30 protein-coding genes and 1 pseudogene are annotated in these 23,915 nt (G+C 40.1%); 14 read left to right on the top strand and 17 right to left on the bottom strand.

Annotated features, from left to right (window positions below):
- Positions 1-5: 5 nt before the first annotated feature.
- A complete protein-coding gene (gene cysK, locus CS060_RS05865; protein ID WP_035047416.1) occupies positions 6-926 on the bottom strand; it encodes a cysteine synthase A in 921 nt (306 codons plus the stop codon).
- Positions 927-1,066: 140 nt separating this feature from the next.
- On the opposite strand from cysK, the gene CS060_RS05860 reads away from it, so the two are divergent.
- Positions 1,067-1,432 carry a rhodanese-like domain-containing protein gene (locus CS060_RS05860; RefSeq protein ID WP_035047419.1) on the top strand — a complete coding sequence of 122 codons (366 nt, stop codon included), beginning with the start codon at positions 1,067-1,069 and terminating at the stop codon, positions 1,430-1,432.
- A gap of 12 nt (positions 1,433-1,444) precedes the next feature.
- Here the strand turns inward: CS060_RS05860 and CS060_RS05855 are convergent, their stop codons facing one another.
- From CS060_RS05855 to CS060_RS05840, 4 genes are read right to left on the bottom strand one after another with little or no spacing between them, the layout of a single operon-like run.
- Positions 1,445-3,589 carry a DNA topoisomerase III gene (locus tag CS060_RS05855; RefSeq protein ID WP_035047422.1) on the bottom strand — a complete coding sequence of 715 codons (2,145 nt, stop codon included), beginning with the start codon at positions 3,587-3,589 and terminating at the stop codon, positions 1,445-1,447.
- A gap of 47 nt (positions 3,590-3,636) precedes the next feature.
- On the bottom strand, positions 3,637-4,383 hold the full coding sequence (yidC, locus tag CS060_RS05850; RefSeq protein WP_035047489.1) for a membrane protein insertase YidC: 747 nt from the start codon (positions 4,381-4,383) through the stop codon (positions 3,637-3,639).
- A gap of 24 nt (positions 4,384-4,407) precedes the next feature.
- Positions 4,408-4,686, bottom strand: coding sequence for a hypothetical protein (locus CS060_RS05845; protein ID WP_035047425.1), 279 nt, complete (start codon positions 4,684-4,686; stop codon positions 4,408-4,410).
- Between the two features lie 45 nt (positions 4,687-4,731).
- Positions 4,732-5,019, bottom strand: coding sequence for a MerR family transcriptional regulator (locus tag CS060_RS05840; RefSeq protein ID WP_006323413.1), 288 nt, complete (start codon positions 5,017-5,019; stop codon positions 4,732-4,734).
- Positions 5,020-5,344: 325 nt separating this feature from the next.
- On the opposite strand from CS060_RS05840, the gene ykzB reads away from it, so the two are divergent.
- A complete protein-coding gene (gene ykzB / locus CS060_RS14115; RefSeq protein ID WP_180271061.1) occupies positions 5,345-5,482 on the top strand; it encodes a protein YkzB in 138 nt (45 codons plus the stop codon).
- 43 nt (positions 5,483-5,525) lie between these two features.
- Here ykzB and CS060_RS05835 read toward each other — a convergent pair whose 3' ends face one another.
- Positions 5,526-6,443, bottom strand: coding sequence for a diacylglycerol/lipid kinase family protein (locus CS060_RS05835; RefSeq protein WP_035047428.1), 918 nt, complete (start codon positions 6,441-6,443; stop codon positions 5,526-5,528).
- 297 nt (positions 6,444-6,740) lie between these two features.
- Here CS060_RS05835 and CS060_RS05830 point away from each other — a divergent pair, with 297 nt between their 5' ends.
- From CS060_RS05830 to CS060_RS05805, 6 genes are all read left to right on the top strand, one after another.
- On the top strand, positions 6,741-7,100 hold the full coding sequence (locus CS060_RS05830) for a Na-translocating system protein MpsC family protein (protein ID WP_035047432.1): 360 nt from the start codon (positions 6,741-6,743) through the stop codon (positions 7,098-7,100).
- Positions 7,101-7,219: 119 nt separating this feature from the next.
- Positions 7,220-8,209 carry a sodium-dependent bicarbonate transport family permease gene (locus CS060_RS05825; RefSeq protein ID WP_035047435.1) on the top strand — a complete coding sequence of 330 codons (990 nt, stop codon included), beginning with the start codon at positions 7,220-7,222 and terminating at the stop codon, positions 8,207-8,209.
- Positions 8,210-8,290: 81 nt separating this feature from the next.
- Positions 8,291-9,409 (top strand): NAD(P)/FAD-dependent oxidoreductase, encoded by a 1,119-nt coding sequence (locus CS060_RS05820; RefSeq protein ID WP_035047438.1) that lies wholly within the window; start codon positions 8,291-8,293, stop codon positions 9,407-9,409.
- Positions 9,410-9,447: 38 nt separating this feature from the next.
- Positions 9,448-10,098 carry an MtnX-like HAD-IB family phosphatase gene (locus tag CS060_RS05815; RefSeq protein WP_035047441.1) on the top strand — a complete coding sequence of 217 codons (651 nt, stop codon included), beginning with the start codon at positions 9,448-9,450 and terminating at the stop codon, positions 10,096-10,098.
- Positions 10,095-11,132: an iron-containing alcohol dehydrogenase family protein gene (locus CS060_RS05810; RefSeq protein WP_035047443.1), complete on the top strand. Its 1,038-nt coding sequence runs from the start codon at positions 10,095-10,097 to the stop codon at positions 11,130-11,132. Before CS060_RS05815 ends, CS060_RS05810 begins: the two co-directional genes overlap by 4 nt.
- Positions 11,133-11,186: 54 nt before the next feature.
- Positions 11,187-11,441: a sigma-G-dependent sporulation-specific acid-soluble spore protein CsgA gene (locus CS060_RS05805; protein WP_099668772.1), complete on the top strand. Its 255-nt coding sequence runs from the start codon at positions 11,187-11,189 to the stop codon at positions 11,439-11,441.
- Positions 11,442-11,485: 44 nt separating this feature from the next.
- On the opposite strand, the gene CS060_RS05800 is transcribed toward CS060_RS05805, so the two are convergent.
- Complete coding sequence (locus tag CS060_RS05800) at positions 11,486-12,205, bottom strand: YkgJ family cysteine cluster protein (RefSeq protein WP_035047445.1); 720 nt, start codon at positions 12,203-12,205, stop codon at positions 11,486-11,488.
- Positions 12,206-12,216: 11 nt separating this feature from the next.
- Entirely contained in the window at positions 12,217-12,540 is a 324-nt protein-coding gene (locus tag CS060_RS05795) for a YnfA family protein (protein ID WP_035047447.1), read from the bottom strand.
- Positions 12,541-12,698: 158 nt separating this feature from the next.
- Here CS060_RS05795 and CS060_RS05790 point away from each other — a divergent pair, with 158 nt between their 5' ends.
- Positions 12,699-14,018 (top strand): c-type cytochrome, encoded by a 1,320-nt coding sequence (locus CS060_RS05790; protein ID WP_231563564.1) that lies wholly within the window; start codon positions 12,699-12,701, stop codon positions 14,016-14,018.
- An 18-nt stretch (positions 14,019-14,036) separates the two neighbouring features.
- The gene (locus CS060_RS05785) at positions 14,037-15,080 is read left to right on the top strand and encodes a cytochrome ubiquinol oxidase subunit I (protein WP_099668771.1); all 1,044 of its coding nucleotides are present in this window, start codon (positions 14,037-14,039) and stop codon (positions 15,078-15,080) included.
- 26 nt (positions 15,081-15,106) lie between these two features.
- On the opposite strand, the gene CS060_RS05780 is transcribed toward CS060_RS05785, so the two are convergent.
- The 7 genes from CS060_RS05780 to CS060_RS05755 form a co-directional block, all read right to left on the bottom strand.
- Positions 15,107-15,337: a thioredoxin family protein gene (locus CS060_RS05780; protein ID WP_099668770.1), complete on the bottom strand. Its 231-nt coding sequence runs from the start codon at positions 15,335-15,337 to the stop codon at positions 15,107-15,109.
- 12 nt (positions 15,338-15,349) lie between these two features.
- Complete coding sequence (locus CS060_RS05775; protein WP_035047450.1) at positions 15,350-16,297, bottom strand: permease; 948 nt, start codon at positions 16,295-16,297, stop codon at positions 15,350-15,352.
- Positions 16,290-16,649 carry an ArsR/SmtB family transcription factor gene (locus CS060_RS05770; protein WP_035047453.1) on the bottom strand — a complete coding sequence of 120 codons (360 nt, stop codon included), beginning with the start codon at positions 16,647-16,649 and terminating at the stop codon, positions 16,290-16,292. The genes CS060_RS05775 and CS060_RS05770 overlap by 8 nt, the downstream gene beginning before the upstream one ends.
- A 238-nt stretch (positions 16,650-16,887) precedes the next feature.
- Entirely contained in the window at positions 16,888-17,277 is a 390-nt protein-coding gene (locus CS060_RS05765) for a GtrA family protein (protein ID WP_082180265.1), read from the bottom strand.
- Complete coding sequence (locus CS060_RS05760; RefSeq protein ID WP_035047457.1) at positions 17,267-18,229, bottom strand: glycosyltransferase family 2 protein; 963 nt, start codon at positions 18,227-18,229, stop codon at positions 17,267-17,269. The genes CS060_RS05765 and CS060_RS05760 overlap by 11 nt, the downstream gene beginning before the upstream one ends.
- Before the next feature lie 12 nt (positions 18,230-18,241).
- The gene (locus tag CS060_RS14315; RefSeq protein WP_231563568.1) at positions 18,242-18,625 is read right to left on the bottom strand and encodes a mannosyltransferase YkcB-related protein; all 384 of its coding nucleotides are present in this window, start codon (positions 18,623-18,625) and stop codon (positions 18,242-18,244) included.
- A complete protein-coding gene (locus CS060_RS05755; protein ID WP_231563570.1) occupies positions 18,583-19,473 on the bottom strand; it encodes a hypothetical protein in 891 nt (296 codons plus the stop codon). Before CS060_RS05755 ends, CS060_RS14315 begins: the two co-directional genes overlap by 43 nt.
- 24 nt (positions 19,474-19,497) lie before the next feature.
- Between CS060_RS05755 and CS060_RS05750 the strand changes: the two are divergent.
- Together CS060_RS05750 and CS060_RS05745 are read left to right on the top strand one after the other, a co-directional pair.
- A pseudogene (locus CS060_RS05750) lies at positions 19,498-19,869 on the top strand (ATP-binding protein); the annotation flags it as partial.
- Positions 19,870-19,881: 12 nt separating this feature from the next.
- On the top strand, positions 19,882-20,769 hold the full coding sequence (locus tag CS060_RS05745) for a response regulator (protein WP_035047459.1): 888 nt from the start codon (positions 19,882-19,884) through the stop codon (positions 20,767-20,769).
- 40 nt (positions 20,770-20,809) lie between these two features.
- On the opposite strand, the gene CS060_RS14305 is transcribed toward CS060_RS05745, so the two are convergent.
- On the bottom strand, positions 20,810-21,571 hold the full coding sequence (locus tag CS060_RS14305; protein WP_231563572.1) for a two-component system sensor histidine kinase NtrB: 762 nt from the start codon (positions 21,569-21,571) through the stop codon (positions 20,810-20,812).
- A gap of 343 nt (positions 21,572-21,914) precedes the next feature.
- Positions 21,915-22,535, bottom strand: a complete 621-nt coding sequence (locus tag CS060_RS14300) for a hypothetical protein (RefSeq protein WP_257211123.1) — start codon at positions 22,533-22,535, stop codon at positions 21,915-21,917.
- Between the two features lie 195 nt (positions 22,536-22,730).
- On the opposite strand from CS060_RS14300, the gene CS060_RS05735 reads away from it, so the two are divergent.
- Together CS060_RS05735 and CS060_RS05730 are read left to right on the top strand one after the other, a co-directional pair.
- Positions 22,731-23,063: a permease gene (locus tag CS060_RS05735; protein ID WP_231563574.1), complete on the top strand. Its 333-nt coding sequence runs from the start codon at positions 22,731-22,733 to the stop codon at positions 23,061-23,063.
- A gap of 81 nt (positions 23,064-23,144) precedes the next feature.
- Positions 23,145-23,909, top strand: a complete 765-nt coding sequence (locus tag CS060_RS05730; protein WP_035047461.1) for a CAP domain-containing protein — start codon at positions 23,145-23,147, stop codon at positions 23,907-23,909.
- Positions 23,910-23,915: the final 6 nt, after the last annotated feature.

Below are 23,915 nucleotides of genomic sequence, written 5' to 3'. Positions count from 1 at the left end.
CCCTCTTATCCGCTAAATAAATCGGATGATAAATATCGTTCTCCTGTATCTGGTGCCATACAAAGCACACGTGCATCTTTCGGGAGAGTTTGCGCCACTTGAACCGCACAAAAAGCAGCTGCTCCAGCTGAAGCGCCTACTAAAATTCCTTCTTCTGATGCCAATCGCCGCGCCATCGTTTGTGCCTCTTCATCTTTGACAAGCAAAATATCATCATATACATTCCGGTTTAAAATACGAGGAATAAATCCCGGCCCGGTACCTGGAATTTTATGTGATCCCGGTTGTCCACCTGAAAGTACGGGGGAGCCGTACGGTTCAACTACATAAATGCGTAAATAAGGAAACTTTTTCTTCAACTCTTCCCCTGTTCCTGTTACTGTTCCCCCTGTTCCTGCCGTAAGTACAAACGCATCAATTCCCTCTGGAAATGCTTCGATAATTTCAAGCGCCGTGCTAGTCCGATGAGCATCTGGATTTGCGCTATTTTCAAATTGCATGGGGATAAAGCTGTTTGGAATGTTCTCAGCAAGCCGATACGCTTCATCAATCGCCCCTTGCATGCGCAAAGTTGCAGGGGTTAAGTAAACTTCTGCCCCATATGCTTTTAATAAATTCACTCGCTCTTTTGTCGCATTATCTGGCATCGTGATGATGCAACGATAACCTTTCGCTGCGCATACCATCGCTAACCCAATTCCTGTATTCCCTGATGTCGGTTCAATAATCGTACTTTCATAAGGGACAATTTTCCCTTCTTGTTCTGCTCGCTCAATCATTCGTCTAGCTGCACGATCTTTTACACTTCCACCCGGATTAAACGATTCAAGTTTCATATATACACTTGCACCATTTGGAAAAACGACACGATTGAGCTTCACAATAGGCGTATTTCCAATTAAATCGATGACCGATTGATACATCATTTTCCCTTCTTTCCATGTAAACCTTTTTTTCATTGTACTACATATTAAAATAACAATGGTGTCGAAACGTTTGAATAAATCGAAAAAATAAGCTAAAATACACATATGGGTATTTGATTATATACGGAGGCGATAATTTCATGCGAAAATGGTTTTCTTTTTTATTTACATTTCTTTTCATCATAAGCGGGTGTGCACAAGACCGTTATACAAATATTTCTGTCGATGAAGCCGCACAAATGATGCAAAAAGAAGACGTTGTTGTGCTCGATGTCCGCACAGAAGAGGAATATGCTTCTGGTCATATTCCTAAAGCTATTTTATTACCTTTACAACAACTTCCAGATCGTGTAGATGAACTGAACAAAAACAAGACGTATATTGTCGTTTGTCGTTCAGGTAATCGCTCAGCGCAAGCAAGCGAATTGCTAGTAAAAGAAGGGTTCTCAAGTATATATAATATGACTGGCGGTATGAACGAGTGGAAAGGCGAAGTTGAAAAATAGGAGGGTAGCCTCCTATTTTTCAAACGAAAACGATATACGTTTTTCTTTTTCATCCCATATAACCGCAGCGTTAAATGTGTTTTCTCCCTTTTTAAACCCTTTGATAACATTCGTTTTTCCTTCTGCTAATAATTTTTTGACGTTTGCTTGTGAAATCGATTTGCCCAACATCGTTTTTGAAATAGTAAATGAGCACTTTGTTTTGGTATAGTTGACACAACCGTAAAATGAACCTTTATCAATGACCGAGCCCCCACAAAGCTTACAAACCCCAACATGTTTTCCGATCGTTGTTTTTTTCTTCCGCTGAATCGAAGCGGTATCTAGTCCTTCAAATGACCAATGATTTGCCGTTTGTGCCGCATCGGTCACAATTTTAGCCGCCAATTTTTTCACTTGTTCCATAAAATGTGTCGCCGATGCTTTCCGTTCACCAATTTCACTTAATCGTTGTTCCCATTTTGCTGTCATTTCAGGAGACGCCAAAAGGTGCGAGCCGATTGCGTCAATCAATACTTTTCCTTTATCAGTTACATATACTTGATTATTTTTTATCTCAATATAGTTTCTCTGTTTTAACGTTGTAATAATGGAGGCGCGGGTAGCTTCCGTCCCAAGTCCCTCTGTTTTCGCTAATACTTTCTCCAGTTGTTCGTCATCTAAAAACTTCCCTGCTGTCTTCATTAACGTGATCAGTTCGCCTTCTGTATATCGCTTTGGCGGCTGTGTTTTTCCTTCTTTCACATACACATCATATACCGTTCCTTTTTCCCCGCTTTGTACATTCGGTAAAAGTTGTACATCATCATCTTGTGACATAAGGACGTCCCGCCATCCTACTTGTATTTGTTTCTTTCCTTTTGAAATAAAGCGAGCTCTCCCATCGACAACGGTTACAATCGTTGTATAATCAAATATAGCTTCTTTACTATGAGCAGCAATTAATCTCCGAACGACCAGATCGTAAATATTTCGCTCATCCTGACTTAACTTTATCAAATTCGGCACTTGTTCAGTTGGAATAATGGCATAATGATCTGTTACCTTCTTTTCGTTTACATAACGTTTATTATGTAAAATTGATTCGTGAACGAGTGGAAAATAAGGAGCATACTCTTCCTTTTGTGAAAGTTGTTTTAAGATATGTGGAAATGTTTCCGCTTCTCCTTTAGTTACATATTGTGAATCGGAGCGTGGATACGATACATACCCCTTTTGATATAGTTTTTGTAATATATCCAGCGTTTTTTGTGGTGAATATTTAAACCGCTTGTTGGCTGTTGCTTGTAATGTTGATAAATTAAACAAAAGCGGTGGTAAAAATGTTTTTCGTTCACATGTCACTTCTTCTATCTCTACTTGTTTCCCTCGGCAAAATGCGCTCACCTTTTCAGCAAGTTGCTGATCATATGTTCTTGTTTCATTTTCATGCCACCACTTTCCTTCGTATCGGTTTCCATTCACATCAAACGTAGCAACAACTTCCCAAAACGGTTCGGGACGAAACTGTTCAATTTCTTTTTCTCGTCTCACAATTAATGCGAGTGTCGGCGTTTGTACACGTCCGACGGAAAAAACATCGTTCATCCCTTTTTGTTTCAATAAAATTGTATACACTCTCGATGCGTTTATACCAACAAGCCAATCGGCACAAGTTCGCGCATACGCTTCCTCGTATAAAGGACGCGTTTGTTTTTCATCCAACAACTGACGAAATCCTTGTTCAATCGCTTTCGGTGTTAAAGATGAGATCCAAAGCCGTTTGATCGGTTTTTTTACCCCGCTCATGTAAATAATGTTTCGAATGATTAATTCCCCTTCTCTCCCTGCATCACCAGCATGAATAATCTCAGTCACTTCCGGCTTACGAAGCAATTGTTTAATGATCGCAAACTGTTTCGCCTTTTTTCGATCAATCTCGTACTGAAAACGATCTGGAATGATCGGTAACGTATCAAGTGTCCACCGCTTCCAACTTGCTTCATACGTTTCCGGAGGAGCTAATTCAAATAAATGTCCAACTGCCCATGTCATATAAGCACCTTTCGGAAACATCTCATTCGGTAAAATTTCAATATATCCTTCTCGTTTTTTTGTTTGAAAAATCGATGCAAGCGTCATTCCTTGATCAGGTTTTTCAGCAATAATAACTTTCATTTTTTTCACCCCTTGACGAAAAGAAACCTGCTCAGCTAGCGAGCAGGTTATTTGGCAGTTTCTACTTGATGCTTCTTCCATTGCGCACGCATCACAAGCGACTGAATAATTGAAAAACATCCACCAACGACCCAATATAGCGATAAAGCGGAAGGGACAGAACTTGCCCCTATAAAAATCATCGCAGGCATAATGTATGACATGATTTTCATTTGTGTCGCCGCTTCTGTTGTTGTGGCAGATGGAGATAAACGCATTGAAATAAATGTCGTTAAACTTGCTAATATCGGCATGATGAAATACGGATCACGGTGACCAAGTTGCATCCATAAAAATGAATGTAGTTTAATTTCTTCTGTACGCGAAATGGCGTAATATAGAGCCATAAAAATAGGCATTTGAATAAAAATCGGCAAGCAACCGCTCATTGGATTGACACCATGTTTTTGATATAGTTGCATCATTTCTTGTTGCAGCTTTCGTTGTGTCTCCATATCTGTGCCTTTATATTTTTGTTGCAGCTTTTGTATTTCTGGGCGAATGCGTTGCATCGCAATATTCGTACGAAATTGTTTAATCATGAGCGGAAGCAATCCAAAACGGACAACAATTGTTAATGCAATAATCGCAAGCCCGTAATTTTCTTGAAATGTGTGTCCAAGCATCAGTAATAGCTTTGACATTGGGTAAACAAAATAATGATCCCATACACCTTGACTATGTTCTGTAATTGGTACATTTCGATTGCATGCACTTAATAAAAATACAAAAAACAAAATAATCCATTTTTTCATCATTTTACTCCTCCTTGTTTGTTATCATAAGCAAACAAGGAGTGTCCTTCCTTCTTCATCACTCGCATACGATCGTTCATCGATCGGAATTTTCCGCTGTTGAAATGTAACAAATCGCACGTGTAACGACATATATCTATACGCATCGCCCGTCTTCACACAGACGTTTACATCGTATGGAACGAATCGTTGAATAGAGATCGGATAATTCGCTTGTCGCGTCACATAGCACATCATCGCCACAACGAACATACTGAAGAGCGATACATACGTAAATACATCGAATGAAAACTCCATAAACATGGCCATTCTCCTTCCACTATCAATTATAACATGGAGAAGAGAAAATTACATGCGAGAACGAAAATGCGCGTTGATTTGTCCTTTTCTCATCGTTTCACGAATTTCTTTCATCATTTCATAACGAATTTCTCGTGTTTGCACTCCTTCCTCGCGTTTGTTTGCGATCTCAACAAGCCATTCAACATCAGCAAAGGAATACTTTCTCGTCCCTTTTGATCGATCAGGAAAAATAAGTTGGCGTTCTTCATAATACCGAATTTGTCTCGGTGACAAACCTGTTAACTCACTAACAATACCAATCGAAATGACTTTTTTATGTTTATACGATTCCATCCTCATCCTCCTCATGCACGTTACATTTCATAACATTAATATACTGTATTTTATGAATATTGAAATGAATTTTGTTATAAAAATTAACAAAATTCATTATTCATGTTATAAAAAGTAACAAAAATGCTGTTTACAATATAGAGAATAGATATAATGATTATCAAATAAATGACGGAAGGAGGAAAGAACATGGGAACCCTTCTGCAAATAACGATGAAACAAAAACAATTTTATATCGACAAACTGCATGAAGGAGGAGAAATACATCATTGGACATTAGCAGAACTGCGAAAAAAATATGAACAAATTCGAAAGGAGATTGCCAATGGAAAAGAAAGCGGTAGATTTAGCGAAACAAATTATTGAACTTGATTTACAACGAGACACCATGTTAGAGGAGCTCCTTGCACTTCTTGGCGATCGCGCCTATGAAATATTGCGGCATATGCAAAACAAGTATTAAAGGCTCTTAGCGATAAGAGCCTTTTACTCTTTTCTTATGCGTACTACTTAAGGACGCGTATTTGTTTGTTTACTGAAATCGTAATGTCACCTTCACCAATTTGCTCGCCATCTGCATGGAGAGGAAGAGACGTATTGCTGCAAATATGAATATATTTCCCTTGAAACGTATGTACTTCTTTCATCTTTATATGACCACCCCAAAACACCGTCGCAAATAAGGCGAGTAATTTGAAACGTGATATATTGTCGACAACAACGACATCAAAATGTTGATCATTTGACTGCGCAAATGGAGCAATCTTCATTCCACCACCGTAATATGGATGATTCGCAACGGTGACAAGCCATGCATTGGAAAACGTATATTGTTTTTCATCAACTGTTAATTGTATGACTGTTGGTTTATATAAAAAAATTTCCTTTAATAAATAAAAGACATAAACAAACTTTCCTAAGTACAAGCGATTTAAAATTTGTTTCCATTTTGACGCATTCACTTTTCTTGAAATATGTGCATCAAATCCACAACCGACACTGTTCACAAAAACACCTTGTTTCCCCCCTTTAAACGTCCCGATATCATACAGTTCAACATGCATATCCTTCACACGTAATAACATTTGACTAAGCGCTTTTCTCCACTTGATCGGGATGTTTATCCCTCGAGCAAAATCATTTCCTGTTCCAGCTGGGATGTATCCGACAGTGACATGATCATACATTTCAACACCGTTCATCACCTCATGGATCGTTCCGTCTCCACCAACTGCAATTAATATAAACGGTTCATGTGTTTGTCCAGCCATTTGTTTCGCTAGCTTCATTCCGTCTCCTTGTTTTTGTGTAAATACAACATGGTAACGAATGTGCTGATCTCGAAGTGTTCGTTCGATTTTTCTCCATATTTCTTTACATTTCTCATTTTTCGCTGAAGGATTTACAATAAAATATAGTACCAAACCTTCTCCCCCATTCTCTAACCCTTTCCTTTCATTTTACCATGGCATATACATGTATGACATCAATCTTTTCCCTTGACATACTTTTTAAAGCCTTATACAATTAAAAACAAATTGTTACACCGAACGATTAATAGCAAACTCGTTTCCTTGTTTTGTCTTAGCGTTTTTGACATGTCGGCATGGCGAAAACGAAAGGACGGACGCCGAAACGTGTTGAGCTAAAAATATATCGGTATGTTTCACTTCAATCTATATGTGAGGCATGCCGCTTTTTGTTTCTAAAGGGGGATCAACGTGAAAACAAAAGGAGAACTAGAAGATCAAATTAGTCGCGCGCTCACCCAATGGGAAAAAGAATATTTAGGCCGCGGTCCACTCTCTGTGAAAACAGATATTTTACGAAATATGGTCATCGTACAGTTGCGCGGCATTTTAACTCCTGCTGAAAAAGTATTGTGCGAAACAAAAGAAGGAATGTTGTCCATTAAACGTATTCGCGCAGATTTAATTGAATCAGGTAGCGAGCAATTAAAGCAAATAATTTATACATTAACAGGTAAGCAAGTAACAAGCATGCATACAGATATTAGCACAAAAACAGGGGAACGAATGATCGTCTTTTTATTACAAGAGCCAGTCGATATACAAGGTTGATCTTTTAAAGGCCGATTACGGTCAGTAAAAGATACGCCGGAAATATTTTTCGACCAAATCGAAAAATGTTTCCGGCTTTTTTGTTGAATATAAAAAAGAAATAGAAGGAGAGAATTGCTATGCAAGAAATGATTATCAACAATTTAACATCGCCAGCCATTTTATTTTTTATTCTCGGCATTATTGCTGCTCTCGTCAAATCAGATTTAAAATTACCTACCGGGTTAAATGAATCGTTAAGCATCTATTTGTTAATCGCAATCGGAATGAAAGGTGGCATTGAGCTTGCGGAACATTCTTTTCATGAACTCGTTCGCCCGTTAGTTGGAACGTTGTCGCTTGGTATCATTATTCCAATTATTACGTTCGCGATTTGCCGTCGTCTTGGCATTGATCGCAAAAATGCAACCGGCATTGCAGCAACTTACGGATCTGTTAGCATCGTTACATTTGGTGCCGCAATTGCTTTTGTTGAACAAGCAAATATGACGTACGAAAGTTACATGAACGCCTTTGTCGTGCTGTTAGAAAGTCCTGCAATTATCGTATCGCTTGTCATATTGAAATTGTTAGAAAGTCGCTCATATAAACAAGAAATGGTATATCGCTTCTCGGCTACATCGTTATATGGACCGATCATTAGAGAAGGACTATTTGGCAAAAGCGTCTTTTTAATGGTCGGTAGCCTTCTCGTTGGATTAATCAGCGGCGAACGCGCTCTTCCGATTGTGAAACCGTTGTTTATTGATTTATACCCAAGTATTCTCGTTCTCTTTTTACTCGGGATGGGATTAACAGCAGGAAATCAGCTTGCAGCCGTACGTAAATATGGGATCAAACTGCTCGCATTAGGTATTCTTTTACCTCCTGTATACGGGTTTTTAGGAGTGGTGATCGGTTATTATTCAGGGCTATCTTTAGGAGGAACCATTTTACTTAGCGTGCTTGCTGCAAGTGCTTCATATATTGCTGCTCCAGCAGCGATGCGCGCATCTGTTCCTGAAGCGAATCCTGCGATTTATCTTGGCATGGCACTCGGGCTTACATTTCCGTTTAACTTAACGATCGGCATGCCACTATATTATGAAATGGCTAAGTGGTTTTATTGAAAAAGCAAGGGGTTGCCCTTGCTTTTTCGTCGTCTTATGTTATTGTAATGGTACAAAACAACAAAAGAAAAGGTGTGAACAATGAATCGTTATATTGTCATCGGCGCTGGAATTGTTGGCGCTTCTGTTGTTTTTCATCTCGCAAAAGAAAAGGTAGAAGTTATGATTATTGACCGTGAAGACCGAGGGCAAGCAACAGACGCAGCAGCAGGAATCATTTGTCCGTGGACGTCACAACGGCGAAATAAAAAGTGGTATGCGCTTGCTAAAGGCGGTGCGGCATTTTATCCCCGTCTCATCGAACAATTACAAACATACGGCCACGAAACAGGATACAAACGTGTCGGAGCCATTTGTTTACATCATGATTCTGATAAATTGCAAAGTATGGAAGAGCGTGTGTATAAACGACGCGAAGAAGCTCCTGAAATCGGGGAAATTAATCGCTTGTCCCCACAAGAAGTAAAAACACGATTTCCTGTATTAAGTGACGAATACGAAGCGCTATATGTGAGCGGAGCGGCTCGGGTGGACGGACGTGCATTGCGACGTTCTCTTATTCATGCTGCTATTCAATTAGGGGCAACATATATAAAAGGAAGTGCCACCCTTTTGTATGAAAACGGGCGCATCATTGGTGCCATGGTGGCAAACGATCGTTATGAGGCGGATGCAGTCATTGTTGCAGCAGGTGTTTGGGCAAAATCATTACTTTTGCCACTAGGTATTGATTTTCTCATTACCCCACAGCGGGCACAAATCGTCCATCTACAAAACCTTGAGCACCATACTGATCATTGGCCTGTCGTCATGCCACCAAACAACCAATATATACTCGCTTTCCCAAAAGGAAAAATTGTCGTTGGAGCTACACATGAAGATGGTGTTGGCATCGATTGTCGCGTGACTGCTGGTGGAATATATGAAGTGTTACATAAAGCGTTAACCGTCGCCCCCCATCTTGCTGATTGGACTCACGTAGAAACACGTGTCGGCTTCCGACCTCACGCACCAAACTTTTTACCTGTATTCGGTGCCGTGCCACAGATCGAAGGGCTTTATGTTGCAAACGGTCTTGGGGCATCCGGTTTGACTGCAGGACCATACGTTGGTTTCGAACTAGCCAAAATGATTCTTGGACAATCTACCTCATTACAACGAAGCGACTATGATGTTGCCCAAGCCATTGAATTTCTTTAATAAATGCATATAATAACAGGAAAAACGGAGGTTCACGAATGAACAAATGGGCATTTGTTTCTGATTTTGACGGAACGATTTCGCATAAAGACTTTTACTGGATTGTTATTGAAAAATATTTTCCTGATGGTAAACAGTTGTTTCAACAATGGCGTGCCGGAAAAATAAAAGATATCGACTTTTTAAGCACCGTATTTACATCTATTCATCAAGATGAAGAAAAAATCATCGAAGATATTTATCAAATTCCGATTGATGAAACAGTGTTACCTTTTATCGAACGCGTCCAACAAAGCAAAGGTGATTTTTATGTATTAAGCGCCGGAACCGATTACTATATTCGCCACCTTTTAAAAAAGTACGATATACGTGGCGTTGACATTTTTTCTAACGAAGGATATTATCATGACAAAAATATTCATATGCGCATCGATCCGAATCATATTCATTATTCAGAACGATATGGCATCGATAAATCAAGCGTCGTTCGTACACTAAAAAAAACGTATGAAACGGTTTATTTTATCGGCGATAGCGAACCCGATGTTCACGCAGCAAAAGTAGCCGATGTAACGTTTGCAAAAGGCACTTTACAATCATTGTTACGCGAACAACATATTCCTTTTGTTCCTGTGGACACGTTTGCGGATGTTGAACGTTATTTACAAGAAAAAGGAGTATTGAAATGAACATCCCAATTCCATCCATTCTTGAAATTGGCGAAGGTGTCATTTGGCGCATAGACGAGCTAATGAAAACGTATCGTTTTTCCAAAGCTGTTATCTTATTTGATGATTTCACTTACCAAACGTACGAGAAAGAAATGAAGCGAGCCATTGCATCTGCTGCTGTTCATCCTGTCTGCTTACCACCACATCTTGATATCGTAGACATTATGAAAAGAGCGTTTGAACTTCCCCACTGTGATGTCATGATGGCAATGGGTGGTGGCGCAGTCATTGACTGCGGCAAATATATGGCATTTTTACGACAAGTGCCGTTTCTTAGCATACCGACATCTGCGTCAAATGACGGATTTGCAAGCACAAACTGCTCGTTACTTGTCAATGGTAAAAAAACAACCGTTCCCGCTAAAGTACCGTTCGGCATTTTAGCTGACTTAAACATCATTCAACAAGCTCCGGATCGTTTTATTTTAGCAGGAGTAGGCGATTTAATGTCGAACATTACAGCGTTATATGACTGGGAATTTGAACAAAATCAAGGCGCCAGTCGGGTAAACGCTTTTGCAGCGATGATTAGTAAAAAAGCGGTCAATAGCTTCATTCGTACGCCCATGCAAAATATTAAACATCCTATTTTTCTAAAGGAACTCATTAGCTCTTTAACGATGAGCGGCATTTCAACCGTCATTAGTGGGAATAGTTCGCCAATTAGCGGGTCTGAACATTTGATCTCTCATGCGCTTGATAAAATCAGCTCATCACCACATATGCATGGCATTCAAGTTGGGATCGCTACGTATATCATGGCGCGTGTCCAACAACATCGAGCTGAACGCATCACAAAAGTGTTTACACGTACCGGATTATTTGACTACGTCAAAACATTACAGTTAAATAAGGAAGAGTATCGCCAGGCCATCAACATTGCACCAACAATCAAGCCAAACCGTTATACGTATATTCATGATGAACAATACCGAAAGCGTGCAATCGAACTTCTTGATGAAGACCCTATTTTACAAGAGATTTTTACATAGCACACATATTTGATCAAAAAACCGCCCACCCTACTGTTTAAGGAGGTGGAACGGTTGAATCAAACGTTAGCTTATTTGCGTGAAGCATTAGCAAACTATGCTGACCGCCATCACGCGCTAGCCATTCATTTATATAAAAAACTAATAAGTAAACCGTACAAAAATGAAGAGCAATTCGTCCGCGACTTATCACAAAAAGAAGCAGCATTTTTAGATCGTATGCTGCGTCAAGAAATGAAATATGCAAAAGAAGAACAAGACGCTGTTCGTGTTTATCATTTAAACGAAGTGTATGAACAGCTGATTTAAGTAACAATGCCTAGCGCTTTGATAAGTGCTAGGTTTATTTCTTTTCATTCAAAAAAACGAAACAAATAGTCCATGTCAAACAAGTCGTCTGGATAATCAATCCCGATATCTTCTCCTTCATAAACGAGCGTTTGAATGAGATCGTGAAGCGCTTCAATATAAAACTCATATAAAAATTCATAACTAAACGGTTCGTCAGGCATATACGATTCGGCGCATACGTTTGGCGAGCAGTAGTTTAAGTACGTACGACATGGCATTGGTCTTACTTCGTAAATGAGACATGTATTTGTTTCTTGATTTAAAAATATACATGGCAATTGTTCTTTCATGTACGTTTCTTTAAAGCGACGATCTTCTGTAAAATCTAACATGTTCACTCTCTTTATTTTATCAGCATAATGTTTACCATACCATTGTATATGTTGATCAATCCGCTCCTGTTCCTGTTTAGGTAGCTCGGTGATTTTCATCATAATCCATTTCGCTTCTGCCTTCGTTGCAATAATCGGAAAGTAGCAACAATATGCACAACCTTTTGCGCAAGTTGAACGAATGTTTACCTTTCGCTCAATCTCACGAATATGTTCATCAACAAGAAAAAGCAATTGTTTAAAGGCTACAAACATAAACTCCTTCCCATTTTCTCCTTCGTACCGTTCCAACCACTTATCGACTGCGTCAACAAACGCTTGTCCATTCGGCATATGCTTTTCATTAATTTGTTTACAAACTCGTACAATTTGTTCATATGTTAAAGGCATGTTGATCCCCCTTACTGTCTTGGTGCCCAAAGCATGGCTGCCACACCGACTAAACATATAACGCCTCCAATCCAATCATACAAATCTGGCGTTTTTTTGTCGATCCCCCACCCCCATAGCAAAGATAAAATAATGAAAACTCCTCCATATGCTGCATATACTCGTCCGAACGATGGAAACGATTGAAACGTCGCAATGACACCGTATAACGCTAAACATATTCCCCCAGCAATTCCGTACATGACTTGTTTTCCTTCACGAAGCCAAAGCCATATAAGATACCCTCCACCAATTTCGGCAAGGCCTGCTAATAAAAACAAAATGATCGCGCTCATCCAACCACTTCTTTCTACATTTTGTATTAATGGCTGGATTGTATAACAATCTGTCACAAAATCGCAATACTTTTCGAAAACATTTCTCACAAAATAATCATTTGTACTTCAAAAACGGTTGCTATAGTGAAAACGAACAAAAAAACGAAGGGAGATGAATGAAAGTGGATTTTCCTATTGTAGAATTCCCATGGTTTGGAAACGGGAATATCGTTGCCCTCATTGCCATTATTCATGTTCTCATTAGCCATGGAGTGGCGATCGGTGCAACAGCTATCGTCGTATCGACCGAGTATTACGCTATGCAGACGAAAAATGCGAAGCTCGATCAGCTAGCAAAGCAACTAACGAAATGGATTGTGATCATTACAACAACAGTCGGGGCAATGACAGGAGTAGGTATTTGGCTATCGACCATGGTCATTCAACCAGACTCCATCGGGTCTTTATTGCGTATTTTTTTCTGGGCGTGGGTGACAGAATGGGTCATATTTATCGGTGAAGTTGTACTACTCCTTATTTACTATTACACGTGGGAGAAATGGAAAAAAGGAAAGGAAAAACAAAAACATTTGAACATCGGGATCACGCTTGCAGTATTTTCATGGCTTACGATGGCGATCATTACAGGAATTTTAGCAGCAAAGCTCACACCAGGTCGTTGGGTCGAAACGCTTTCGTTTTGGAACGCCTTTTTTAATCCAACGTATTTACCTTCTTTAGCATTTCGAACATTTTTAGCCGTTACGTTAGCGATTTCATTATTTACAATCTTTGTGCGCTTATTTGTTAAAGACAAAGACGTGCGCCTGCCGCTTTTTCGTATTTTCTCTATTTGGGGAGCGATTTCACTACCAGCAACGTTTATTTTTGGCATTTGGTATTTAAAATCAATTCCAGAACAAGCAGCGAAATTAATCGTTTGGTCAACCGGTTTACCTGAACAAACGTTTAACGTATTAAATCTCATCGCATTTGCTTTAATCGTCGTTTTTCTCATATGGCTTGTCATTCGTCCGAAAAAACTGCCGGCTGTCCTTGCTTTAGCGATGTTTATTTCAGCTATCGGTTTCATTGGAGAGTTTGAAGTTGTTCGCGAATCAATTCGCAAGCCGTACATTATTTACAACTATATGTACGTTAACGGCATTACTGCCGCTAAAGCGGAAGCGATGAATCGAGATGGCTATTTGGCTCACTCAACGATCGCCAAAGTGAAAACAATTACGGAGGAAAACAAAATCGAAGCTGGTCGTGAAATTTATGAAGGACAATGTTTAGCTTGTCATACAATCGATGGCTGGCGTTCGAAACGAGCGCTTGCTAACCGTCTACAAGGATGGCCACAAAAAAGCATCGAAGCATTTATTCCATCAATGCATCAAGTTCGTCCGATGATGCCGCCGTTCGTCGGAACGAAAGAAGAAGTAGAAGCGCTTGCAGCTTATTTATACAAAGTAGTTAACGAACAAAATTAGAAAGGAGTGGCGACACATATGCATATATTACAATTAGCCATCCCACCTGATTTTCCTTTACCAATACCGGGTAACTTATCATTACTTGAGTTTTTGATCGTATTGACGTTTATTCTTCACATTGTATTTGTTAATTTTACACTATCGTTTGCAACTGGAGCAGTCGCTCTTGAAGGTGCGGGAATTGTAAAAAAATCGAAACGGTTAGATGATATGGCGCGTATTTGTTCGTTTCACGCTTCCATCCATAAAAGTATTGCGGTCGTACTCGGCGTTGCCCCTCTTTTAATCGTTAGCGTCATTTATACGCAATATTTTTATACATCAACGTTGCTCATTGGAAAAGCATGGATCAGCATTATCGTCTTATTAATTACTGCCTTTCTTCTTTTGTATGTGTATAAATTTTCGTGGGAAAAATGGGAAAATAAAAAAGGATTGCACTTTTTCGTCGGTCTTGTTGCATCCGCTATTTTACTGTTTATTCCGTTGATTTTTATCGTCAATATCGTTTCGATGTTGTACCCAGAAAAATGGTCAAGTGCGAACGGATTTTTCCATAGTCTCTTTTATTACCCACAAATTTGGCAGCGATATGCGCATTTCGTTTTAGCTAGCTTAGCTGCTGGTGGATTTTATATGTATTTTTACTTCGCATGGAAGCAAAAGAAACAGCCGTTATCTGACGTCGAGCAATCGTTAAAAATGGGCGGAGTGAAAGTGACGTTTTGGATCACGTTGCTACAATTATTGTTCGGCTCTTTATTGCTCATATCGTTCCGCCGCGATATCGTGCTTCTATTTATGGGCGATGATTTGCTGTTAACAGTTTTATTACTCGTATCCATTTTATTGACGATCGTCCTATGTGGACTTTTATATATTGTGACGAAAAAAGATACACAAAATGTATTTTATGCATCAGTCATTTGTTTCGTTCTCATCGTTGCACTGATGGGTTGGATGCGTCATGAAGTGCGAGAATCATATTTGCAACCTTACATGGACGAACATCCGCGAACGTTAGACGTGCAAAAAGAAAACGTACAACCGATAAAGTAAAGAGGGCGGAAACAAGCGCCCTCTTTTTATTTCAACAACCCTTTTATTTCGTCAACAGATAACAGTTTTCCTGCCGATACAACTTTTTCATTTACTACAAGTGCCGGTGTGCTCATTACGCCATAACTCATAATTTTTGCGATGTCCTCTACTTTTTCTACTTGTGCATCCAATTGTAATTGCGTAAGCGCCATTCGAACGTTTTGTTCGAGCTCTTTGCATTTTTTACATCCTGTTCCTAACACTTTAATCACCATTTTTTCATCCTCCTACAATATCGCATTAAATATATAGCCAATGGCGATAATGCCAGTGGTTGCAATAAGAACAAATATGCCAATAAGTTGCGGTTTCATCACTTTGCGAAGCAACACCATCTCTGGGAACGATAGTGCTGTCATCGCCATCATAAAGGAAAGTGCCGTTCCCGGCGCCACTCCTTTCCCCATTAACGCTTCAATCATCGGAAGTGATCCAACTGCATTCGAATATAGTGGCACACCAAGAATGACCGCAACAGGAATGGCAAATATGCTTTCTTTTCCTGCATAATGAACGAGTAAATCTTCAGGAACATAACCGTGAATCCATGCCCCGATGCCGATTCCAATGAGCAAAAATAGCCATATTTTTTTTACAGTATCGATGACATTTGTTTTTGCATATATGAATCGCTCACGCATCGTCATTTCTTGGACAACAGATTCCCCTAATTGAATATTAAACACATATGGCTCGACATATTTCTCTAATTTTAGCTTTCCAATCACCCATCCAGCGATAATGGCTAATAATACGCCAAACAAGACGTACAACACCGCAATTTTCCATCCAAAAATCGAAAACAACATAACAAGCGAGACTTCATTGACAATCGGTGACGAAATTAAAAAGGTAAACGTCACCCCAAGCGGAATGCCTGCCTCGACAAATCCGATAAAAAGAGGAACGGTTGAACACGAACAAAATGGCGATACGACACCAAGCAAAGCTGCTAGTACGCTCGCAATTCCTTTTTTCTTCCCGCTAATCCATCGCTTTACTTTTTCAGGCGGAAAATAGCTACGTACAAACGAAATGGCAAACACCATAACAGACAATAAAAAAAGAATTTTTAACGTATCATAAATAAAAAAATGGAGCGCTCCTCCAAACTTTGAAGTGATCGACAGTCCGAATACATCTTCAACTAACCAATCCGCAAACATGTTAAACATGAATATCTCTTCTTTCTTCCATAAGTGGCATGACCACTTCTTGATTTAGTTGATAAATTGTAAATTTTCCTTGTTTATATACATGTACGACTTTTCCTCGCTCAAGCAATTTCAAATGATGCGTAACAGTCGATGGAGGTAGCTGCAAGGCAGCTGTAATCTCACACATACATAAATCGCTGTGCATTAACATACCAACAATGCGCAAACGTGTTTCATCTCCAAGTGCTTTAAACAATTGAGCGCGATGTTGTATGAGCTGATCATCTTGAAGAAAAGGAAACGTTTCCTTCGCCTTTTCAACTACATCGTTTATTTCTTGTTCATTTTTCAATTGCCAATCATTTTTCATCCGTCATTCACTCCCCTCACTTTTATAATAAAACTATTTTTCTAGTTTTGTAGTTGTAAATAATGAACATTTTTTGAACATCATTTTTAAATTCCCCCAGTCGTTTTTCGTAGTCTTTAAATGACTATTTACTCATGAAAACCCATGATGCTACGAGCACCATGGGTTTTGCCATTAAACCGCTTCATCTACTTCTTTAAGCGTTGTTGATAGACATTGATGTGCGGGATGGACATGATTACCTTCTCCCTCTTTCAAATACCCAAAAACGGCTTCCCGCAAAATTAACTGCCATGCCTGCAACCGTCGCCACGGCTTTACTGCTAAATAGCTGCATTTCTGCTAATTTATGCAGCAAATACAGCAAAACGATTGTCGTGCTTAACGATACAAGGTTGATGAAAATAAACTGAAGAAACTCTTGAACAGATGCTTTTTTTCGTACTTGAAACGTCCATGTGCGGTTCCAAACATAGCTATTCATCATACCTGCGGTATAAGAACATACTTGGGAAAAAACATACGGAACTCCTATCGAAGCAAGAAAGAAAAATACTACGAAGTCGACGAGTGTATTTCCTATCCCAACAACGGCAAAGCGAACAAGCATCATTTTTTCATTCCACATAATATGGTACCTTTTCATTTCCGCGTCTGATTCCCCAGCTTTCTTTTAAAATATAGAGCGGGCGATGCTTCACTTCATCGTAAATGCGACCGATATATTCTCCGATTACGCCAAGCATTATAAGGACAACACCGTTGAAAAAAAGAACCGTCATCACGAGCGATGACCAGCCCGTGACGGTAGAATGGGTAAACAATTTTAAATACAAGACAGCTATCATCCAAACGACACTAACAAACGAAAGCAAAAACCCTAACAAACTGGCAAGCTTTAGCGGTTTGTATGAAAAAGACGTAATGCCGTCAAGTGAAAAGCGAATCATTTTTTTGAGCGGGTATTTTGTTTCCCCCGCAAACCGCTCGTCGCGTTCATATTCAATCGCCGTTTGTTTAAAGCCAACCCAGCCCACGAGCCCGCGCACGAACCGGCTCCGCTCTCTCATTCCTACTAACTCGTCGCGCACTTTTCGGTCGATTAAACGGAAATCGCCCGTATCAAGCGGAATATCAATTTCCGTCGCTGCCTGTAATAACCGGTAAAAGGCGTAGGCAGTTGCTTTTTTAAAAAACGTTTCTCCTTTTCGTTTCGTTCGCTTTGCATAGACGACATCGTACCCTTCTTTCCACTTTTCAATCATTTCTAAAATTAACTCTGGCGGATCTTGCAAGTCTGCATCAATAATGACAATCGCTTCCCCAGAAGCATAATCCATCCCTGCTGTAATTGCAATTTGATGCCCAAAGTTGCGGGAAAAATCCAAATATTTCACTGTATCGTCTCTAACCGCAAGCTCTTTTAACATATCAAGCGTTTCATCTTTACTACCATCGTTGACAAATAATAGCTCATACGCTCCGTCCGTTTGTTCCATTACTCTTTTTAATCGCTTATACGTTTCACGAATCACAAGCGCTTCATTATAGACAGGAATCACGACCGAATATTTCACCACGTTTCTCTCCTCCTATCCTTCATATTTATACAGCTTTTCTGCACCGTCTCTCCCAAACGACTGTTGTGTATCGCTGGATTGTTTCCATTCGGATTGCGGTATTTCTTTGCAGTGTGTTTGAATCCACTCGACAATGTCATTATTGCTTTGACCGCCGCCGAATCCAGAAAGAAGAAAATATTTTACTTCCCCATTTTTCACTAAGTTCTCTAGCTTTTTAGCCGTCAATGCTGGGTCGTTTCCGGAGAATCCACCCATTGCCATGACCGCTTTATCGGTTTTTAACATGATTTGTGCCGCTTCTGTCGCACGGAACGTCGCTACTAAATAAGTTTCTCCATCATAGTTCTTTTCTAAATATTGAATGAGCTTCTCATTTGCTTCATTTCTTTCCACCCCCCTATCATCCGCCCATCTTGTCGGCCATCGAAGGTTGTTTGCGGACCTGCTGCTGGAATCATGCTATTGGCGCCGTACAATATAGGTGTGAGCGCCCAATAAAACGGCATGAGCAGAAGTCCAACTAAACTAGCTATTTTTACATAGTAGGCGATTCGCGTATGCTGCCGAAATGCAAGAAGCAAAACAAACGAAGCGAGCCCTAATAAGCCGACGAACCATATCCAGATAGTTGACATCACCGCTTTATTTTGATAAAGAATGTACGCTTCTAATGAAAATGTCGCCAAAAACGAACTTGGAAGCAGCCATTGTTGTTTGCCCTCTTTGTAAAATTCCCATAATAACACACTACCAATCGCCACAAGCGCTGCAATCGCTGGTGCCATCATGCTTAAATAATAGCGATGGAAAAAACCAGCAATACTGAAAAATCCCATCATCGGAATGAGCCATGCCAACCAAAATACCGCTACTTTATGCGAAATGGTAAACATCCGCTGTTTGCGGATCGATAACCCAACCGCAATCGTGCTAAAAAGAACAAACGGTAATAACCAGCTAATTTGTCCGGAAAGCTGTTGGTTAAACAGGCGAAAGATTCCGCGATTGCCTGTTTCTCCGATGCCGATCCCACCTTCACCTTTAAACTCCGGCAGTTGTGGTGGTGTATTCCCGCTGTTCTCGGATTGCCCCATACGTTGCATGCCGTTTGGTAGTTGTCCCGCACCATTTGGCGGCTGTGGCATCTCCCCTCTTTCCCCAACGTAATTGCAGCATACGATAGCGACGTCATCAGCAACACCACGGTTGCGAGGGTTAGCTGTTTCAATTTTCGTTTCCAAGTCTCATTTTTCGCCAACCAATAAAAATGGACGTGCGATCTCGACTTATCGACTCGGCACGTTTACGCTCTTCTTTCCGTTTTAAATAATTTAGTTGCCAATGCGGTAGAGGCGATTCCGTCATCGGGATGGATTCATCTTCGCGCCGAGCTTGATGGCGGCGATCTTGCCTTTACCGTCACCGATTCCGGTCCTGGAATCCCGGAAGACGAACGCGATTGGGTGTTTCAGCTCGGCTTTACGACGAAATACGATGAACACGGCAACCCGTCCACTGGCATTGGGCTGACGCACGCAAAAGAAATTGTTCATAGTTTCAACGGAAAAATCGCATTAACAACCGATGAACATGGTCGGACACAATTTCAAATCAACATTCCTAGCAAACAACTGTGAGGAGAGGATGCCATGCGCTTTTTTCTCATTGAAGATGACGCGGTTATAAGAAAAATGTTAGAGAAAATGATTCATGAAAGCGGACTTGGAGAAGTTGTGGGGCAAGCGGAAGATGGACTAGATGTATCGATCGATCAGCTATATGCTGTCGATGTCGTCCTTATCGATTTACTTATGCCTGGGCTTGACGGCATTCAAACGATGAAAAAGTTGCGCGCGCAAGGGTTTACGGGTCCGTTTGTCATGATTTCTCAAGTAGAAAATAAAGAAATGATCGGGCAAGCGTATCTGCACGGCATCGATACGTACATTCATAAGCCGATTAACCGTTACGAAGTCATTTCCGTTTTAAGACGGGTCGCCGCCTACCTTTCTGTCGCTTCATCGCTTGACTCGATCCGCCGCCTATTGCAAAAGCTAGAAAAAACGAAACAACCACTCGCCACCCACGAAGCGACGAGTGAACAAAAGGCACGGCAGCTCCTTCTCGTCTTAGGCATCGCTGGCGAATCAGGAGCGTCCGATTTATTAGCCATTATGCGCTGGCTTTCGGAACAAGAGCAACAAGGACGAGCAATTCACGACTTACCGCCATTGAAAGAGCTATATGCCCAAATGGTGCGACGTGTGTATAAAGAAGAGCAACTTGTGCAAAAAGAAATACGCGCGATGGAACAGCGCATCCGCCGTATGGTGCTACAAGCGTTTACACACTTATCGTCACTCGGGTTAGCCGATTACACCAACCCGACATTTGAGCATTTCGCCCCACGCCTGTTTGATTTTGAAGAAATTCGCCTGCGCATGCAAGAGTTAGAAGCTGTGGAAAAAGCAACAAAATGCCGAATTAACGTAAAAAAATTTTTAACTGCCTTCTATATGGAAATAAAAAATATATAGCAAAGGTGCCCGTAACGGACACCTCTTTTTCTTTCTCTTTCTACCGTCGAATGGGTAGCTTAATAACAAACGTCGTTCCTTGTTCCGAGCTGTCATGAAGCGCAATCGTTCCGCCATGATTTTCAATAATTCGTTTGACGATCGTTAATCCTAATCCTGTCCCTGACGATTTCGTTGTGATAAATGGTTCAAAAATCGCCTCCTTCATATGTGTCGGAATGCCGCTTCCAGAGTCGTACATGTACATGTTGTACGTTTCATCGACATCGGAATATATGCAAATCGTTCCGCCTTCTTCCATCGCTTCGATGCTGTTGTGAAGCAAATTGTATAACACTTGCATCATTTGTTTTGAATCAAGCTGTAACGGCACGTGATCAAGGCGCACGTGAACGCGTATACCTTTTGCCTCTAATGTTTGATGAAAAAGAGAAAGAACGTCTTGAACGATCGTTTCTATATACACCTCTTTCAATACCGGTGCGCTCGGTTTGGCGATCAGAAGCATATCTTCGACAATTGCGTTGATGCGATCAATTTCTTTTAATAAAAGGGGAATATGATATTGTTCACGATCGCGTTCATGTAAATTTTCGTTCATAAACGCTAAAAAGCCGTGAATGACCGCAAGCGGATTGCGAATTTCATGCGCTGCCTTCGCCGCCATTTCCCCCATTAACGCCAACTTTTCCGATTGATGTATTCGTCTAGAAATTTTCTCAGCTTCAGTAACATCGAGAAAGAAAACAATACGTCCAATTGGCTCTTTATGTGGAATAATTAAATCTGTTTTAGAGACCAAAAATTCCCTCTCCCCCTCATCTGAGTCGTATGATATTTTTACTTGTTGAAAAGAATCTTGAGATGTAAGTAGATTCCAAAACAAACGGTTTTCTTCCGATCCCTCTCTAATTTTCTCCTTTATTTTTCTTTGATCCAAGCATAGTAATAACATAGCTGATTTGTTAATAAAATAATCCGAACGAGTTTCATCCATTGTGATAATTCCAATCGGTAAAGAGTTAAGTAATTTTTCAATGTACGCCTTATCGTCTGCCAATCTCTCGTACAAATGGGAGTATTGCCTAAAAAATGCTGAAAGTAGCAACATAATAGACATATATAAAAGCAAACCGAATATGGTATCAAAAATGAAAAGAATGGCCAAGATAAATGAAAAGAATGGCCAAGATAAGTGAGGCTGTCAATTCTACCATATAAATATATATTAATTCTTTTATAGTATTTAACAAAATCAAACGAAACTCAGTAGATGAGCGCAATGAAAAATATATGGTCATAAGTAATACGTTTAAAACAAAAAAAGCAGCAAAGGAAGCGATATAGGATCCAAAATCGTAAATGGAAACCTTCCCGACAACGCCCCCAAAAACGATATAAGCATAATAACTCCCACAAATCATCATTGTATAAACAGAAAAATTAAATACACGGTTAAACCATGACGTTTTTCGTGGATACCAAAAGTACATTACAAAACTGCTTATTAAAAGTATGATTAAAGAAAAGTGCAATCCATGAGTAAAAAGCAAAGCAAGGTAAACAGACGACTCTAACGTAAAAGCATTTCCATTCGGCGGCAAATATATCGTATATCTACTAAGCAAAACAACAGCCCCAGCAAACAACAATAACAAAAACCATTCGTTTTGTACGTTCACGTCTGAAAACGGCCATGTATATAAAAATAATGCACATCCAAGAAAAGAGATGAGCGTCACATATACCGTAAATAATCGTTTCATAAAATGTATTCACCTATCATGTACAGTTTTGACTCTATCATTCTATTGCAGATAACGACAATAAGCAATAAAGGATTTTTTCTCTATTCAACAAAATCAACGATGCGATATAATAAAGAAAATAAAAAAGGAGTGACAGCGATGTTTAAGCTTCCTGATAGTCGTTCGAAATAGTGGTATGGCGTTGGCACTTTTTTGTTTTTTCTTTATTTTTGTACGCTTGCCGCATCTCGCTTATTGCTTAGCATCGAGTTGGACTTTAAGCAACTCATTGGCTTTGCGATTATATCCTTTATTTTATCATGTATCATCGGAATCGTTGGTTTTTTTGGAAAAGCAATATGGGCGATCATATCTTCTGCTTTTTCCGTAATCGGAATCATTTACGTCTTGTTTATTTCCATCACTCGTATGCACGATGGATGGAGTGATCTGACAAGCATCATTTCTTTTCTTGTTATTTCAGCATTCGGTATCATTGTTGGAATGATTGCTGAAGTGATTCGTGCAGCATTAAAACGAACATAACATTTCTCAACCATTCCCATCTTTAGTTTTGTGCATAAACGTAAAAACTAATCATGCAAAACAGATGGGAGGGATGCACAAATGATAACAAAACTAACGAAATCTATTGCCGCCTTAAGTTTACTTGCCATTGTTGGCTGTAACAACGCAATGGATATGAACAACCGTTCCAACATTTCCGCGTTGCATACGACGCTATCAAGTGATCAATATCCGCATACAAAAGCGATATTGATTCAAGAAGCTCGCTATAAATTTGTTCCAATAGATCCAAAGGATGCTGCAAATTTACGCACACAAATTGAACGATCGTTAACGGAACAACAAAGAATGTATGTGCAACCAAGACCTTACACGCCGTCACCAAATGCGTATCAACGTCCAAATCAGGTGACGCCGACACAACCGAACAGACAAACACAACAACCGACTCAGCAACAACCAAGACAAACAGCACCAACAACTGGAATTAGTCAATATGCCCAACAAGTAATTGACTTAACAAATAAAGAACGTGCTCGCGCAGGACTGCCAGCATTACGTGCTGATGCGCAGCTCAGCTCGGTCGCCCAGAAGAAATCGGAAGATATGCGAAAAAATAATTATTTCTCGCATACAAGCCCAACATACGGCTCTCCTTTCGATATGATGCGCGATTTTGGCGTTTCTTATCGAACGGCTGGGGAAAACATCGCGAAAGGGCAGCGAACACCTCAAGAAGTAGTTAATGCGTGGATGAATAGTGCTGGACACCGAGCGAACATTTTAAATCGCAACTTTACCCATATCGGTGTCGGATTCGACGGAAACGGGAACTATTGGACACAAATGTTTATCGGAAAGTAAGAATGT

It is taken from the genome of Anoxybacillus flavithermus (assembly GCF_002742685.1).
In the GTDB taxonomy this organism is placed as follows: Bacteria; Bacillota; Bacilli; order Bacillales; family Anoxybacillaceae; genus Anoxybacillus; species Anoxybacillus flavithermus_E.
Note: the sequence above shows the minus strand (reverse complement) of the source record. Positions and strands in the feature narration are given on the sequence as shown.

Bases quoted from the DNA above. Each gene is read 5' to 3' on its own strand.
- CS060_RS05840 (WP_006323413.1), bottom strand. From the start codon at position 5,019: ATGGAATCGTATAAACATAAAAAAGTCATTTCGATTGGTATTGTTAGT.
- CS060_RS05785 (WP_099668771.1), top strand. From the start codon at position 14,037: ATGCATATATTACAATTAGCCATCCCACCTGATTTTCCTTTACCAATA.
- yidC (WP_035047489.1), bottom strand. From the start codon at position 4,383: ATGAAAAAATGGATTATTTTGTTTTTTGTATTTTTATTAAGTGCATGC.
- CS060_RS05765 (WP_082180265.1), bottom strand. From the start codon at position 17,277: ATGTGGAATGAAAAAATGATGCTTGTTCGCTTTGCCGTTGTTGGGATA.
- CS060_RS05860 (WP_035047419.1), top strand. From the start codon at position 1,067: ATGCGAAAATGGTTTTCTTTTTTATTTACATTTCTTTTCATCATAAGC.
- CS060_RS05770 (WP_035047453.1), bottom strand. From the start codon at position 16,649: ATGAAAAATGATTGGCAATTGAAAAATGAACAAGAAATAAACGATGTA.
- CS060_RS14300 (WP_257211123.1), bottom strand. From the start codon at position 22,535: ATGAAACGATTATTTACGGTATATGTGACGCTCATCTCTTTTCTTGGA.
- CS060_RS05775 (WP_035047450.1), bottom strand. From the start codon at position 16,297: ATGTTTAACATGTTTGCGGATTGGTTAGTTGAAGATGTATTCGGACTG.
- CS060_RS05810 (WP_035047443.1), top strand. From the start codon at position 10,095: ATGAACATCCCAATTCCATCCATTCTTGAAATTGGCGAAGGTGTCATT.
- CS060_RS05815 (WP_035047441.1), top strand. From the start codon at position 9,448: ATGAACAAATGGGCATTTGTTTCTGATTTTGACGGAACGATTTCGCAT.
- CS060_RS05730 (WP_035047461.1), top strand. From the start codon at position 23,145: ATGATAACAAAACTAACGAAATCTATTGCCGCCTTAAGTTTACTTGCC.
- ykzB (WP_180271061.1), top strand. From the start codon at position 5,345: ATGGAAAAGAAAGCGGTAGATTTAGCGAAACAAATTATTGAACTTGAT.
- CS060_RS05800 (WP_035047445.1), bottom strand. From the start codon at position 12,205: ATGCCTTTAACATATGAACAAATTGTACGAGTTTGTAAACAAATTAAT.
- CS060_RS05855 (WP_035047422.1), bottom strand. From the start codon at position 3,589: ATGAAAGTTATTATTGCTGAAAAACCTGATCAAGGAATGACGCTTGCA.
- CS060_RS05790 (WP_231563564.1), top strand. From the start codon at position 12,699: ATGAAAGTGGATTTTCCTATTGTAGAATTCCCATGGTTTGGAAACGGG.
- CS060_RS05795 (WP_035047447.1), bottom strand. From the start codon at position 12,540: ATGAGCGCGATCATTTTGTTTTTATTAGCAGGCCTTGCCGAAATTGGT.
- CS060_RS05820 (WP_035047438.1), top strand. From the start codon at position 8,291: ATGAATCGTTATATTGTCATCGGCGCTGGAATTGTTGGCGCTTCTGTT.
- CS060_RS05745 (WP_035047459.1), top strand. From the start codon at position 19,882: ATGCGCTTTTTTCTCATTGAAGATGACGCGGTTATAAGAAAAATGTTA.
- CS060_RS05825 (WP_035047435.1), top strand. From the start codon at position 7,220: ATGCAAGAAATGATTATCAACAATTTAACATCGCCAGCCATTTTATTT.
- CS060_RS05780 (WP_099668770.1), bottom strand. From the start codon at position 15,337: ATGGTGATTAAAGTGTTAGGAACAGGATGTAAAAAATGCAAAGAGCTC.
- cysK (WP_035047416.1), bottom strand. From the start codon at position 926: ATGATGTATCAATCGGTCATCGATTTAATTGGAAATACGCCTATTGTG.
- CS060_RS05845 (WP_035047425.1), bottom strand. From the start codon at position 4,686: ATGTTTATGGAGTTTTCATTCGATGTATTTACGTATGTATCGCTCTTC.